This window comes from Streptomyces beigongshangae, from assembly GCF_019710745.1.
In the GTDB taxonomy this organism is placed as follows: Bacteria; Actinomycetota; Actinomycetes; order Streptomycetales; family Streptomycetaceae; genus Streptomyces; species Streptomyces beigongshangae.
Genome location: NZ_JAHKJW010000022.1, coordinates 72602 through 87209 on the forward strand (window position 1 = coordinate 72602; position 14608 = coordinate 87209).

The following is a 14608-nucleotide window of genomic DNA, read 5'->3' on the forward strand; positions in this document are numbered from 1 at the left end:
CGGACCAGGGAGGGCAGGGGCATGCGCCGTACCGGACCGGCGGACGCACCGCCGAAGTGGGTGGTCGTCGCCAACGGGGACAACCGCAGGGTGAGCCTGTTCACGGCGGCCGCCGAGGCCGCCGGCCACGGCACGCCCCGGGTCGTCGAGTGGCTCGACGTACTGCGCGACGGCGGACACGACTTCGCCGACGACGAGCTGGTCCGTCTCGACTCCCCCGGTGAGGACCCGGCCGTGGACGCCCTGCTGCGCGGTGTGGACGAGCCGACACGGGTGGAGGGTTCCGCGCGCTGGTACGCGCGGTTCCTGGAGGCCGTGGCGTCGCTGCGCGGCGGGCGGCGGCTCGACGACCCGGCCGACCTGGCCGTGATGTTCGACAAGCGGCTGTGCCACGCACGGCTCGCGCGCGCGGACGTGCCGGTGCCGCCGTCCCCCACGTCCGGCACCCGCACACCGGTCCGGGGGTGGGCGGACGTGCGGGAGGTCATGGCGGCGGCCGGCATGCGGCGCGTCTTCGTCAAACTCGCCCACGGTTCGTCCGCCTCGGGTGTCCTGGCCGTCGAGACCGGCGGCGCGGACCGGATCCGCGCGACGACGTCGGTGGAGCGCACCGAGGACGGCCGTCTCCACAACTCGCTGCGGGTGCGCCGCTACACACGGGAGGCGGAGATCGCCGCGATCGTCGACACCCTGGCCCCCGACGGGCTGCATGTCGAACGGTGGCTGCCGAAGGCCTCGCTCGGCGGCCGCTCCGCCGACCTGCGGATCGTCGTCGTGGCCGGCAGGGCCACGCACGCCGTGGTCCGCACCAGCCGCTCCCCGCTGACCAACCTCCATCTCGGCGGCACACGCGGTGACCTGGCGGCCGTACGGGCGCTGGCGGGCGACCGGTGGGCCGCGGCCGTCAAAACCGCCGAGCGGGCCGCCGCCTGCTTCCCCGGCACGCTGTGTGTCGGTGTCGACCTGCTGCCCGCCCTCGGCTGGCGCCGCTTCGCCGTCGGCGAGGTCAACGCGTTCGGCGACCTGCTCCCCCGGCTGACCGGCCTGCCGGGAGGCGGGGCGGAGGGCCGGGACACGTACGCGACGCAGATCGCCGCGGCCGGCTCCTTCAGCCGCGGCCGGCGCCCGGACCGGGACACGCCCGCCGCCCCGCCGCCCGCCGCACCCGGCCCGCCCCGCACCTCCGGCGCATCCGCGTCACCGCACGACCTGCCAAGGACAGCCCATGCCACAGCCTGACCCCGGCCCCGTACCGCCCCGGGCCGCTCCCCCGCCCGGCGCGGCCGGCGCGCCCGTGGCGCACGGCGCCGCCCACGCCCCGGACATGAACGAGATGGACATGAACGAGGTGGACATGAACGAGGTGGTCGGCCGGGACGACCTCCTGCTCCTCACCCTGGACACCCTCCGGTACGACGTGGCGGCCGAGCTCGCCGCGGCGGGCCGGCTGCCCCACCTCACCGCCCACCTGCCGGGCGGCACCTGGGAGAAGCGGCACGCCCCCGGGAACTTCACCTACGCCTCCCACCAGGCGATGTTCGCCGGCTTCCTGCCCACGCCCGCCGCCCCCGGACCGCACCCCCGCCTGTTCGCGGCCCGGTTCGCGGGCAGCGAGACGACCGCCGACGGCACGTTCGTCTTCGAGACGCCGGACCTCGTGTCCGCCCTCGCCGCGCGCGGCTACCGCACGGTGTGCATCGGCGGCGTCGGCTTCTTCAACAAGCAGGGCGCGCTGGGCGGCGTCCTGCCCGGCTACTTCCAGGAGAGCCACTGGGAGCCGGAGTTCTCCGTGGCCTCACCGACCTCCTTCGAGGCACAGGTGGCACGGGCCGAGCAGACCGTCGCCGAACTGCCCACGGAGCAGCGGCTCTTCCTGTTCCTGAACGCCTCCGCCCTGCACCAGCCGAACTGGTTCCACCTGCCCGGCGCGACCCGTGGGGCGGGGGACGACCGCCGCACCCACGCCGCGGCACTGGAGTACGTCGACCGGCACGTCGGGCGGCTGTTCGCCGCGATGAGTTCGCGCCGCCGCTGCTTCGCGATCGTCTGCTCCGACCACGGCACCGCCTACGGGGACGACGGCTACACCGGCCACCGCCTGGGCCACGATTCCGTGTGGACCGTGCCCTACGGCCACTTCTTCCTGGAGCCGCCCGCATGACCGTCACCCCCACCGCGCCCACCGCGGGCACTTCGGCCGGCACCGCCGCGGGCGCCTCCGCCGCACCGCCGCGCCCCTACCAGAGCTACACGTACGCGTACCCGCACAAGACCGCCTACCGGCCACTCGTCCCCGCGCCCCGGCTCGCGGACCTGTGGGCCGGCGAGTCCCGGCAGGCGCTCTCGCTGTACCTGCACATCCCGTTCTGCGAGATCCGCTGCGGCTTCTGCAACCTCTTCACCCGCATCGGCGCGCCGGACGGCCTGACGGGCCGCTACCTGGACGCCGTACGGCGCCAGGCCGCCGCCGTCCGCGAGGCCCTCGGCGACGGGGAGCCGCCGCGTTTCGCCAATGCCGCGTTCGGCGGCGGCACCCCCACCTTCCTGGAGGCCGCCGAGCTGGAGCGGCTGTGCGACATCGCCGAGCGGGAGACGGGCGTGGACCTGCGGACCGTCCCGCTGTCCGTGGAGGCGTCGCCGTCCACGGCCACGGCCGACCGGCTGGCCGTGCTGGCCGGGCGGGGCACCACGCGCCTCAGCCTCGGCGTGCAGAGCTTCGTCGAGGAGGAGTCCCGTGCCGCCGTACGCCCGCAGCGCAGGGACGACGTCGAGGCGGCACTGGCGCGGGTCCGCGAGGCCGCGATCCCGGTCCTGAACATCGACCTGATCTACGGCATCGACGGGCAGACGGCGGCCAGTTGGCGGTACTCCCTCGACGCGGCCCTGGCCTGGCGCCCCGAGGAGATCTACCTCTACCCCCTCTACATACGCCCCCTCACCGGACTCGGCCGCCACGCCGATCCGCGCGCGGCCGACCGGGAGTGGGACGAGCGGCGGCTGCGCCGCTACCGGGAGGGCCGCGACCACCTCCTCGCCCAGGGCTACGAGCAGGTGTCGATGCGCATGTTCCGGCGGACGGACGCGCCGCCGCAGGGACCGGACGACTACGCGTGCCAGACCGACGGCATGATCGGCCTGGGCTGCGGCGCGCGCTCGTACACCTCCCGGCTGCACTACTCCTTCGACTACGCCGTGTCGATGCGGGAGATCCGCGGCATCATCGACGACTACACCGCCACCGCGGACTTCTCCCGCGCCCTGCACGGGAGGTGGGTCGACGAGGACGAGGCACGGCGCCGGCACCTGCTGCAGTCGGTGCTCCAGGCGAAGGGCCTGCCCGCCGCCGACTACCGGGCTCGGTTCGGCACGGACCCGTACGAGGACTTCCCCGCGGAGCTCGGCACCCTCACCGCGCGCGGCTGGCTCGACGACACCGGGCCCGGGCTGCTCCGCCTCTCCGCCGAAGGGCTCGCCCACTCGGACGCGATCGGTCCCGAGTTCTTCTCGCCGGCCGTGCGCGACGCCATGGCCGCCTACGAGACGAAGTGAGGGCCGGTGGACCTGACACTGCTGTACCGCGGCCCGCTCGCCTCCTGCGACTACGACTGCCCCTACTGCCCGTTCGCGAAGCGACGGGACAGCACGGCGCAGCTGCGCGCCGACCGCACGGCTCTGGAGCGGTTCACCGCCTGGGCGCACGAGCAGCGGGACGACCGCCTCTCGGTGCTCTTCACCCCCTGGGGAGAGGGGCTGGTGCGCTCCTGGTACCGGCGCGCCCTGGTGGAGCTCTCGCACCGGCCGCACATACGGCGGGTCGCCGTCCAGACCAACCTGAGCTGCCGCACCGACTGGCTGGAGGACGCGGACCTCGACACCGTCGCCCTGTGGTGCACCTACCACCCCGGGCAGACGCCGTACGAGCGCTTCCTGGCGAAGACGCACGCCCTGTCGGGTCTCGGCGTCCGCTTCAGCGTCGGGATCGTCGGCGTACCGGAGCACCTGGAGCACGCGCGGCGGCTGCGCGCCGAACTGCCGGACCATGTCTACCTGTGGGTGAACGCCGCCGAGGGACACACCTACACGGACGAACAGGCGGCCGGGTGGACCGGGCTCGACCCGCTCTTCCCGTTCAGCCGGCATCCGCACCGCTCGGCCGGGATGCCGTGCCGCACCGGCGAGTCGGTCCTGTCGGTCGACGGGGAGGGCACGGTCCGCCGCTGCCACTTCGTCCCCGCCCCGCTGGGCAACCTCTACGACGGCTCCTACCGCGCCGCGCTCGGCCCCCGCACCTGCCCCAGGGAACTGTGCGACTGCCACATCGGATACGTCCACCTGGAGACCCTGCCGCTGTACGACGTGTTCGCGGGCGGCGTCCTGGAACGCGTTCCGCACACCCTCCCCGGCCACCCGGCCCGCCCCCTGCTGCCCCTCACGTCCACGTCCCGGCGCGGCTGAAGGTCACTCGTGCGCGGCGGCGTCAAGCACCGCCCGCCGGCCGCGACTGGCAGGTTGCCGCCGTTGACCGCTTTGTGCGGCACATGACAGCGTCGATCCGCCCCGGGGCAGCGGCCCCGGGCACGTCCATGCTCACGTCCACGTCCATGCTCACGTCCACGTTCACGTCCACGTCCTCGTTCACGTCCACAGAGGGGATCGATCACCATGGGTGACAGACGGGTCACGTACGCGGCGGCAGTCACGGCAGCCGCGCTCTTCCTCGGCGTCTGCGGCACGGCGGCCACGGCGGCCACCGGACCGGCCGCGGCTCCGGCGTCCTCGGCCGCCGCCGCACCGGCGTTCGGCCCGAGCAGCTTCACCCCCGAGGAGGAGGCACACCTGCGGGAGGTGGCCGCCGCCATCTGGAACGCCGACCTGGCCGCCGGCTGGAACATGAACCCCGAGGTCGCCGACGTCCTCTCCACCGCGACCGGGGAGATCCTCCGCTGTTCCGAGGCATTCGCCCTGGTGCCCCGGCCGGCCGGCTTCGTCCCGGGCGTCGGTTACCTGCTCAACTACTGGAAGAACCTCAAGGACTACTTCCTCGCGGTGAAGGACAACCGCACGTACCGGGCCTGCGTGGTGACCGCGGCGGCGAACTACCGCTCGGCGATCGAGATGGCCTCCATCGGCATCTGATCCGCTCGACGACCGGGTGATCCGGCCCGCCCGGGCCGGATCACCCGGCCTCCCGGTGCCGTTCGGGCAGCGGCGAGGCCGCCTGACGGAAACGACCGGCAGTGGGTACACGGGTACCTCACACCCGGCGGACCGCCGTGCACGAGACTGTGACGTGCGGGCGCACTCCCCCGCCCACCGGCACCCGTCGGCGGACCCCGTCCGCCCCGAAAGGAACCGAGCGCATGATCATCTTCGGCACCAAGGGCTACCTCCACCAACTCGCGATACTGACCCTGCTGTGCGGACAGTGCGGCAACCCCGCAGCCCACACGCTCAGCAAGCGCGTCACGAAGTTCACCCTCTTCTTCGTCCCGCTGTTCCCGGTCTCGACGAAGCACACGACGCAGTGCACGTTCTGCGGCGCGCAGCAGAAGATCACGAAGGAACAGGCGGAGCAGCTGCAGGTGCAGGCGGCGCACGGCCCGGCACAGGGGCAGGGACAGCCCCAGCAGCAGCCCTACCAGGGCTGATCCGACCCGCGCCGCGGGGAGCACGGCGGCCGGACACGAACTCCCGGGCCCGGCCGCCGGCCGTGTTCCGCGCCCCCGTGTCCCCGCGAAGTTCCCGGAGGGGCAATAATGGGCCCGAACCGGCGACACTCCAGGGGTGGTCAGCGTGGGCAGTGCGGGGGAGGCCGAACCTCCGGACGTGTGGTCGGCACGGTCTGCGGGCACCCTTCAGGTGCGCCCCTTGGCGGACCGTACGGGCTGGCAGGCCGCGGGCGAGATCAGCCTGAGCACACGACCCGCCTGGGAACGGGCGCTGGGCTGTCTGGCCCAGCAGGATGCGGAGGTGTGCCACTTGGAACTCTCAGCGGTCACCTTCGTCGACGTCGCCGGCGCGTCCGCCCTCGCGGTGGCGGCCCAAGGTCTTCCCGAAGGACGTCGCATCATGCTCGAACAGCCTCCTGCCTCCCTGGGACGTGTGCTGGACATGTTCTGGCCCGACCTGCGGAGCGTCGAGGTGGTGTCCCGATGACCGCCCCGGCCACGGAGTCCTTCGTCCACCCGGCGCTGTTCTACCGGGGCGAGGAGGAGTACGTCGACGGCACGGTGCCGTTCGTCCGCGAGGGTCTGGAAGCCGGTGAACCGGTGGCGGTCGCCGTGCCCGGCCCGAAGCTCGGCGTCCTCCGGAAGGCCCTCGGCGCGGCCGCGGCGGAGGTGCGCCTCATCGACATGACACAGGCGGGACGCAACCCCGGGCGGATCATCCCCAGGGTGCTGCGGGGGTTCGCCGACGCCCATCCGGAGAAGCGGGTACGGATCATCGGCGAGCCGATCTGGCCCGACCGGACCGGTGTGGAGTACCCGGCCTGTGCCCAGCACGAGGCTCTGATCAATTCGGCGTTCGAGGGCCGGGACGTGACGATCCTGTGTCCGTACGACGCCGAGGGACTCGACGAGCAGACGCTGACCGACGCGTACGCGACACATCCCGTCGTGATCTCCGGCGGCCGGCAGCAGCGCAGCCCGTCCTACGCGCCCGAGCTGGTGGTCGAGCGGTACAACGAGCCCTTGGAGATCATGGAGGCGGCGGAGGGTTACGTCTTCGGCGCGGACGAGCTGCCCACGGCCCGGTACTTCGTGGTCGAGCGGGCCGAGCGGCTCGGTCTGAGCGGGCTGCGGCTGGAGGACCTGGCCCTGGTCGCGGCCGAGCTGACCACCAACAGCGTCGTGCACGGCGGCGGTTCGGGCACGGTACGGGTGTGGGGCGAAGGCGGCCAGGTGGTGTGCGAGGTCCGCGACCGGGGATACCTGAAGGATCCGCTCGCCGGGCGGCGGCCCTCCCCGCCCGCGCAACTGGGCGGCCGGGGACTGCTGCTGGTGAACTTCCTCACCGATCTGGTACGCATCCACACGGGACCCGACGGTACGGTCGTCCGCTGTTACGTGGACGTCTGAGCGGACCGGCCGGGACGCGGCCCCGATGGGGCCGCAGGCTGTTCCGGCCGGCCGTCGAACCGGCCGGTCAGCCGTGGAAGAAGTCGGACAGGGACGCCGCCAGCTCCTCCGGGGCCTCTTCCGCCACATGGTGGCCGGAGTCCACGCCATGGCCCCGTACGCCGGGCGCCCAGTCGGCCCAGATCCTCAGCGGGTCGCCGTAGAGGTCCTCCAGGTCGTCCCGGAGCGACCACAGCACCAGCGCGGGGCACTCGATCCGCCTCCCGGCGGCCCGGTCGGCCTCCTCGTGGCGCCTGTCGACGGTCAGGCCCGCCCGGTAGTCCTCCAGCATCGCCCGCACGACGTCGGGGTTCCGCACGGCCTCGCGCCACTCGTCGTGGTTCTCCTGCCCCATGACGTGCGGGTCGCCCCGGTACCAGCTGTCCGGATCGGCGTTGATGACCCGCTCCGGAACGTCCGGCTGGGCGAAGAAGAACCAGTGCCACCACTGGGTGGCGAACGTCGCGGTGATGCGGGACAGGTGCTCGCTGATCGGCAGGCAGTCGATCAGCGCCACGCGCGGCACCCGCCCGGGGTGGTCGAGGACCAGACGCAGCGCGACAGCGCCCCCGCGGTCGTGCCCGGCGAGCATGAACCGGTCGTGGCCGAGGGCGCTCATCGTCTCCACCACGTCCCGCGCCACCACCCGCTTGGAGTGGGCCGTGTGGTCGGCGGCCGGCGCCGGACCGCGGGAGCGGCCGTATCCCCGCAGATCGGGGCAGACCACGGTGAAGCCCTCCGCGACGAGCCGGGGAGCGACACGGTGCCAGGTGGCGGAGGTCCTGGGGTGGCCGTGCAGCAGCACGACCGGCGGGCCCTCACCGCCGTGGCGGACGAATACGGACGACTCCCGGAGCCGGACCGTCTCGGACACGAAACCCTCGAACACCGCTTCATCCTCCCGGAACCTCCCTGCCGCACCGGCCGTGCGGATTCCCCGGCCGTACGGGTTCCTCGGCCGGGGGACTCCACGGCCGTGCGGGTTCCCCGGCCGGGCGCGTCCGCCGGGCTCCTCCGCGAAGGCGGCGTGGCGCTCCGCGAGGGTGCCGGCCTCCGAGGCGGCCCGGTGGCCAGGGCATGCCTCGCGCGGACGGGGTACGGCCCGGTCAGCCGGGCGTGATGCGGCCGCGCCACGCGCCGGACGCGCCGCCCTGCTGCTCGATGTACTCCTTGAAGCGCCGCATGTCGCCCTTGACCCGGCGGTCGATCGTGCCGGTCAGGTCGGCCGCCTTCTCGGCCATACCGGTCGGCTCGACGTCCATCACGAGCTGGACGCGCGTGTGCGACTCGTCCAGGCGCTGGAAGCTGACCGTGCCCTTCTGCCGGGTGTCGCCGCCGGTGGTGCGCCAGGTGATCCGCTCGTCGGGGAGCTGGTCGACGATCTCGGTGTCGAACTCCCGCTTCACCCCGGCGATCTTGGTGGTCCAGTGGTTGTGGCGGTCGTCGACCTGCCTGATCTCCTCGACCCCCTCCATGAAGTTCGGGAACTCCTCGAACTGGGTCCACTGGTTGTAGGCGACACTGACGGGGACGTCGACCTCGACCGCTTCCTTGACCGTGCTCATCGGAGTTGCTCCTCTCTACCGAGTGGCCACGGGGCATGTGCTCCCACCCCGTGGATCTTGTCCCCGCCGCGAGTACCCGATCGGCGCCCGCCTACAACTCCCCGGGCGCCCCGGCCGGGAAAACCGGCCTGGCATGGTCGGGACACCTCGGGATACCCGACCGCCATGGCAAGGACATCGAAATCCGATCAGGGCGACGCCGCGGCGTCGGGGTCCGGGCAGCAGCAGACTCCGGGCCCGGCAGAGCAGATCGAGGAGCGGGCACCGGACACGCCCGCCCAGCTGCCGAAGCGGTCATGGCTGGCCGTGCTGAAAGGCACGGTCAAGGAGTTCAAGGACGACGAACTCGCCGACAGGGCCGCGGCTCTCACGTACTACGGGGTCCTTTCGCTGTTCCCGGCACTGCTGCTCCTGGTGTCCCTCCTGGGCATCGCCGGGAAGTCCGCGACCCAGGAGGTCCTGGACAACCTCAAGAAGCTGACGCCCGGTTCCGCCCGGGACATCATCAGCGACGCGGTGACGCAGTTGCAGGGCCGGGGCGGTATCGGCTCGATCATGGCCGTGGTCAGTATCGTCCTCGCCCTGTGGTCGGCGTCCGGCTACGTGGCGGCCTTCATCCGCTCCGCCAACGCCGTCTACGACATACCCGAGGGGCGCCCCGTCTGGAAGGTGCTGCCCATCCGCATCGGCGTGACCGTCGTCCTTCTCGTCCTGGCGGTCGTCAGCTCGCTGATCGTGGTGTTCACCGGCGGTCTGGCCCGGCAGGTCGGCGGGGCGCTGGGGATCGGCGACTCGGCGCTGACGGTGTGGTCGATCGCGAAGTGGCCGGTGCTGGTCGTCCTGGTCACGATCATGATCGCCCTGCTCTACTGGGCGACACCGAACGTGAAGGGCCGCGGCTTCAAGTGGGTCACGCCCGGCAGTGTGCTGGCCCTGCTGATCTGGCTGGTCGCCTCGGCCGGGTTCGCGTTCTACGTGGCGAACTTCGGCTCGTACAACAAGACCTACGGCACCCTCGCCGGTGTCATCATCTTCCTGATCTGGCTGTGGATCAGCAACATCGCGATCCTGCTGGGCCTGGAGTTCGACTCCGAGCTGGCCCGCCAGCGCGCCATCGCAGGCGGTCTGCCGGAGACCGAGGAGCCGTACGTCCCGCCGCGGGACACCCGCGCCTGGAACGAGCAGGAGCAGCGGCGCGTCGGGGAATAGGCCGTTTCCGGCGCCAGGGCCCGGCGTCGCCCAGGTGTACCCGGTTCGCGGTGCCGGGGGTGCCCTTGCGGAGAGCCCCGGTGTCCAGGACGGTGGGCGGGACCGGCCGGATTCGCGGATATCGATCATCTGTACGGAAAAACGCACCGTGCGGAAAAATGCGTTCGGGAATCGGCGCTCGTACTCACGACCGGGGGCAAAGGGGGCCTGCGCCGACGGAGGGTCGTCCGTCCCGGAACGAGTTGCACGGTGTCGTGCGGGGCGACGTCGTCCAGGTGGGAGTGGTCCACGGAGGCGTCCACATCGGTCCGGGGGGAGAGTCCGCAGGACGGACGCCGTGGCAGCTTCCCCCGCCGCCCGTACGGGTGATCGGCCGGTCCGCGGAACCGACAGTGCTGCGGCGGCACAGCGCCCGCGCCGTCAGGGAGGGGCGACCGGCCCTGGCCGTGGTGAGCGGCCTGGGCGGAGTCGGCAAGACCGCGGTCGCGCTGAAGTGGCTGCACGCACTGCGTCCGCGGTTCCCGGGCGGTCAGCTCCACGCCGACCTCGGGGCCCGGTCGCCCGGCGGACCGGAGCACCCCGGGGAGACACCGGCTCGCTTCCTGCGCTCCCTGAGGTCGTGCTCACCGCTCCGGGCAAGGGCGACGTGCCCAACATCGTGCACGGCGTCACCCACGACACGGTCGAGCCGGACGAGCGGATCCTCTCCTGCGCGTCCTGCACCACGAACGCGATCGTCCCGGCGCTGAAGGCGATGGCGGACGAGTACGGCGTCCTGCGCGGGCACGTGGAGACCGTCCACTCGTTCACCAACGACCAGAACCTGCTGGACAACTATCACAGGGCCGACCGTCGCGGCCGCTCGGCGCCGCTCAACATGGTGATCACCGAGACGGGCGCGGCCTCCGCCGTGGCCAAGGCGCTGCCCGGCCTCGGCGCGCCCGTCACCGGCAGCTCGATCCGGGTGCCGGTGCCGGACGTGTCGATCGCGATCCTCAGCCTGCGGCTCGGGCGCGAGACCACCCGCGAGGAGGTCCTGGACCACCTGCGCGAGGTGTCGCTGACGTCCCCGCTGAAGCGGCAGATCGACTTCACCACCGCGCCCGACGCGGTCTCCAGCGACTTCATCGGTTCGCGCCACGCCTCGATCGTCGACGCCGGGGCCGCCGAGGTCGACGGTGACAACGCGATCCTCTACCTCTGGTACGGCAACGAGTTCGGCTACTCCTGCCAGGTCGTCCGGGTCGTCCGGCACGTGACGGGCGTCGAGTATCCGACGTACCCGGTGTCCGCCGCCTGACCCGGGCGGCGCCGTGGCGAAGGCGCGCCGCGGCGGACGCGCGCCCCGGTGGCCGGGGGGCGCGTCCGCCGCGGTCCCGGGGACGGTGCCCGGGCCAGGGAGGACTAGGAGGCGGTCGAGCGGAAGCTCCACCGGCCCGAGCCGACCTCGTACACCGCCTCGTCCCCGCCGGTGCGTACCGGGCGCGCCCCGGCGGGCGCCGCGGCCCTCCCGCCGAACAGGGGCACGTGCACCTCGGCCGTGCTGCCCGCGGGCACGTCCACGGTGAGGCGGAACCGGCCGCCGTCCCGCCTCCACCCGGTCCGTGCGACCCCGTACGGGGTGCGGTACGAGCCGGACGCCGAGGTCATGTCGCCCTCGACGGCGGGGTCGACGAGCAGTTCGGCGTAGCCGACCGAGTCGGCGGTCTGCCCGATGCCCGCGACCCGGGTGGTGAACCAGGAGTCGATAGCGCCGAGCATGAAGTGGTTCTGCGACTGGCCGGGACCGCCGTCCCAGGACTCGCCGAGCGTGGTGTTGCCGGCGCGCACCTGGTAGCCGTAGCTGGGGCTGGTCGTCCGGGTGGCGATCGCGTGGACGATGTCGTCGCGGCCGTTGGCGGACAGGACGCGGAAGGCGGCCGGCAGCGAGATCTCACCGAGCGTCAGATGGTACCCGGCGTTCTCGACGGCGGTGGTGAAGTGGCCCAGCAGCCGGTCCTTCTCCCCCGCCGGGTACGCGCCCATGTCGAGGGCGAGGGCCTCGGCGCCCTGGCCTCCACCACCGAAGGTGCCGGCGGTGGGGTCGTAGTACTTCGCGGCCAGTGCCTTCGCGCTCGCGTCGGCCTTCGCACGGTAGGTGTCTGCCGCGTCCCGGTCCCCGAGGACGGCGGCGGTCCTGCTCAGGGCGTCGAGGACGCGCCAGTAGCCGTAGGTGCCCGCGACGGCCCGCGGGAAGGTGCGGTCCGGGGTGAACCAGTCGCCGAGCCCGTAGTCGAGGATGCCGCCGGAGACCTGCCGTTCGAGGAAGTCCGCGTACTGCCGCATGCGCGGGTAGTACGCGGCCATCGTGTCCCGGTCCCCGTAGGTCGTGTACAGCTGCCAGGGGACGAGGACGAACGCGCCGCCCCAGTTGGAGTCGTTGCGGTAGGCGCCGGGCAGGCTGGTGTACTCGGGCACGGTGCTGGGGACCAGCCCGTCCGCGGTCTGCGCGTCGGCCATGTCGCGCACGATCTTGCGCAGGTAGGACCGCATGTCGTAGTTGCCCGCGAGCGCCGGGAACACGAGCTGGTTCTGCTCCAGCCAGCCCAGCTTCTCCCGGCTGGGGCAGTCGGTGAGGACGCTCATCATGTTGCCCTCGACGGCCCGCCTGATCAGCCCGTGGATGTCGTTGACGAGCGGGTCGGAGCTCCTGAAGTCACCGGCCGAGGTGTTGTCGGTGCGCAGCACCTTGCCGCGTACGGTCACCTTCGCGCCCTCGGGCACGCCCCTGAGTTCCAGGTAGCGGAAGCCGTGGTAGCTGAAGCGGGGGTGCCAGGTCTCGGTGCGGGTGCCGCGGGTGGTGTAGCTGTCCCACAGGGGTGCGCCGACGTTGCTGATGGACTGGAAGGCGCGGCCGTCCTTGAGGCTCTCGGCGGGGTAGACGCGGACGGGTGTGCCCGCGGGCGCGCTGACGGTGATCTCCGGCCAGCCGGCGATGTTGCGGCCCAGGTCGAACACCCGGCTGTCCGCGGCCCCTTCGACCTCCTCGCCCCGGAGCGTCTCGACGACCCTGATGGGTTCGGTCTCGCGGGCGCTGAGTTCGGCCGGCTTCTCCGCGGTGCCGGGGCCGGCCACCGCGACGGCCCGGTCCCAGGCGCGGCGGTCGCCGCCCGGCTCGTCCCAGCGGGCGATCTCGCGGCGGGCGTCGTAGTCCTCGCCGCCGTACCAGTTGGAGGACGTGGTGGGTCCGAGGGCGGTGCGCCAGCCGTCGCCGCTCGTGACGGTACGGACGCCGCCGTCGGCCAGGGTCACGTCGAGCCGGGCGATCAGCTTGGGGTCGCTCAGGTTGCCGTACAGCTTGCGGTAGCGGTCGGCGGTGCTGACGACGTTGGACATGCCGTTGCCGAGGGCGACACCGAGGGTGTTGGCGCCGGCGCGCAGGCGGTCGGTGACGTCGTAGGTGGCGTACTGGACGCGTTCCGCGTAGTCGGTGTTGGCGGGTTCCAGGACGGCGTCGCCCACCGGTTCGCCGTTGAGGGTGGCGTCGTAGATGCCCAGTCCCGCGATGTGGAGGCGGGCGCCGCGCACCTTCCCGGGGAGCTTGAAGTCGTTCGCGAGCAGGGGCAGTCCGGCCGGCAGGTACGGCTCGGGGGCCTGCTGCCCGTCGACGCGGGCGAGCGCGGTGAACGGGCCGGTGGCGTCGTCGGCGCTCGACACGCCGTAGTCCACCGGGAAGTTCGGGACGCGGCCGTCCGCGGTGAGGACGTCGGCGCGCGGGTACAGCGCCACCTGGTCGAAGGTCTTCGCCGTCTTCAGGTCGAGGGTGAGGACGACGGGGGTGTCCGAGACGTCGGCGCCGGTGTGGGCGGCGCTCGCGTACCCGGCGGCGGTCTGCAGGGCGCTGTTGGGCAGGCCGTCGACGGCCAGGGCCGGTTCCCAGGTCTTGCGCAGGGTGTTGGTCTCGGAGGCCGTCACCGCGGCGCCGCGGGCGAGTCCTCCGGTGGAGGTGGCGGAGTCGCGGACGTCGATCTCGCCGAGCTGGACGCGCCGGGTGCGACCGGGGAAGTCCTCCTCCAGGGGCAGCCCGAGCTTCGTGACGTCCAGCCGTACGTGACGGGCCGTCGTGCGCGGGACCTCGACCACGACGGGCTCGATCTCGCGCTCGCTCAGCCGCCAGTCGGGGTGGGTGATCCAGTCGGCGTCCCAGTCCGACTGCCGGGTCAGGCCGGTCTCGAAGACGGCGGTGTCGCTCCAGCCCGAGTCGCGCGGGCCGTGCGAGGACCAGAGCATCACCCGCCAGTACACGCGGTCGCGGGAGCCCCGCTCCTTTCCCGCGTACGTGGTCCGCGGCACCGTCGAGCGGACCCTGCCCGAGTCCCACAGGTCGGGCCGGCCGCGCCGCAGCAGGTCCGGCGAACTGGCGGCCTGGACGCGGTAGGCGCTCTGACGGGTGTTCGCGGTGCGGGCCGCGGTCTCCCAGCTGAGGTCGGGCGTGGTGTCGTCGATGCCGAGGGCCTCGGTCAGGTGCTGGGTGCGCAGCCGGTCGGGGGTGATGGTGGCGGTGGTGGCGCCGGCGGTGACCGCGCCGGCCAGCACGGTGGCGAGCGCGGTCAGTCCGGCGAGGAGGACGGGTACGGGCCGCCGGTGTCCGCCGCGGGAACGCGGACGGTATGCGGTCATGGGTGCTCCAGGGAGTGCGGGCGGGCGGAAGCGGAAGGGGTTCCGGGCCGGTCACGC

The 14608-nt window shown here is 72.8% G+C and carries 12 protein-coding genes and 1 pseudogene; 10 read left to right on the forward strand and 3 right to left on the reverse strand.

The window, feature by feature from the left end:
* The first annotated feature begins 21 nt into the window (after positions 1–21).
* The 8 genes from KM933_RS18945 to KM933_RS18980 all read left to right on the forward strand — a co-directional run bounded on the left by KM933_RS18945 (position 22) and on the right by KM933_RS18980 (position 7079).
* Complete coding sequence (locus tag KM933_RS18945; RefSeq protein WP_221353717.1) at positions 22–1239, forward strand: STM4014 family protein; 1218 nt, start codon at positions 22–24, stop codon at positions 1237–1239.
* Positions 1240–1354: 115 nt separating this feature from the next.
* On the forward strand, positions 1355–2161 hold the full coding sequence (locus tag KM933_RS18950) for an STM4013/SEN3800 family hydrolase (RefSeq protein ID WP_221353822.1): 807 nt from the start codon (positions 1355–1357) through the stop codon (positions 2159–2161).
* Positions 2158–3549 (forward strand): STM4012 family radical SAM protein, encoded by a 1392-nt coding sequence (locus tag KM933_RS18955; RefSeq protein WP_221353719.1) that lies wholly within the window; start codon positions 2158–2160, stop codon positions 3547–3549. The genes KM933_RS18950 and KM933_RS18955 overlap by 4 nt, the downstream gene beginning before the upstream one ends.
* A 6-nt stretch (positions 3550–3555) precedes the next feature.
* Complete coding sequence (locus KM933_RS18960) at positions 3556–4455, forward strand: STM4011 family radical SAM protein (protein ID WP_221353721.1); 900 nt, start codon at positions 3556–3558, stop codon at positions 4453–4455.
* Positions 4456–4662: 207 nt separating this feature from the next.
* On the forward strand, positions 4663–5136 hold the full coding sequence (locus tag KM933_RS18965) for a hypothetical protein (RefSeq protein WP_260333773.1): 474 nt from the start codon (positions 4663–4665) through the stop codon (positions 5134–5136).
* 224 nt (positions 5137–5360) lie between these two features.
* Positions 5361–5648 (forward strand): zinc ribbon domain-containing protein, encoded by a 288-nt coding sequence (locus KM933_RS18970; RefSeq protein WP_221353723.1) that lies wholly within the window; start codon positions 5361–5363, stop codon positions 5646–5648.
* 211 nt (positions 5649–5859) lie between these two features.
* On the forward strand, positions 5860–6156 hold the full coding sequence (locus tag KM933_RS18975; protein ID WP_221353726.1) for an STAS domain-containing protein: 297 nt from the start codon (positions 5860–5862) through the stop codon (positions 6154–6156).
* Positions 6153–7079, forward strand: a complete 927-nt coding sequence (locus KM933_RS18980; RefSeq protein ID WP_221353727.1) for an anti-sigma factor RsbA family regulatory protein — start codon at positions 6153–6155, stop codon at positions 7077–7079. Before KM933_RS18975 ends, KM933_RS18980 begins: the two co-directional genes overlap by 4 nt.
* Before the next feature lie 67 nt (positions 7080–7146).
* On the opposite strand, the gene KM933_RS18985 is transcribed toward KM933_RS18980, so the two are convergent.
* Entirely contained in the window at positions 7147–8007 is an 861-nt protein-coding gene (locus KM933_RS18985; protein ID WP_221353730.1) for an alpha/beta fold hydrolase, read from the reverse strand.
* Between the two features lie 217 nt (positions 8008–8224).
* A complete protein-coding gene (locus tag KM933_RS18990; RefSeq protein ID WP_221353732.1) occupies positions 8225–8683 on the reverse strand; it encodes an SRPBCC family protein in 459 nt (152 codons plus the stop codon).
* A 165-nt stretch (positions 8684–8848) separates the two neighbouring features.
* Between KM933_RS18990 and KM933_RS18995 the strand changes: the two genes are divergently transcribed.
* Positions 8849–9892: a YihY/virulence factor BrkB family protein gene (locus tag KM933_RS18995; RefSeq protein WP_221353734.1), complete on the forward strand. Its 1044-nt coding sequence runs from the start codon at positions 8849–8851 to the stop codon at positions 9890–9892.
* A 601-nt stretch (positions 9893–10493) separates the two neighbouring features.
* Positions 10494–11192, forward strand: a pseudogene (locus KM933_RS19000) (glyceraldehyde-3-phosphate dehydrogenase); the annotation flags it as partial.
* Positions 11193–11296: 104 nt separating this feature from the next.
* On the opposite strand, the gene KM933_RS19005 reads toward KM933_RS19000, so the two are convergent.
* The gene (locus tag KM933_RS19005) at positions 11297–14551 is read right to left on the reverse strand and encodes a family 78 glycoside hydrolase catalytic domain (protein WP_221353736.1); all 3255 of its coding nucleotides are present in this window, start codon (positions 14549–14551) and stop codon (positions 11297–11299) included.
* Between the last annotated feature and the right edge of the window lie 57 nt (positions 14552–14608).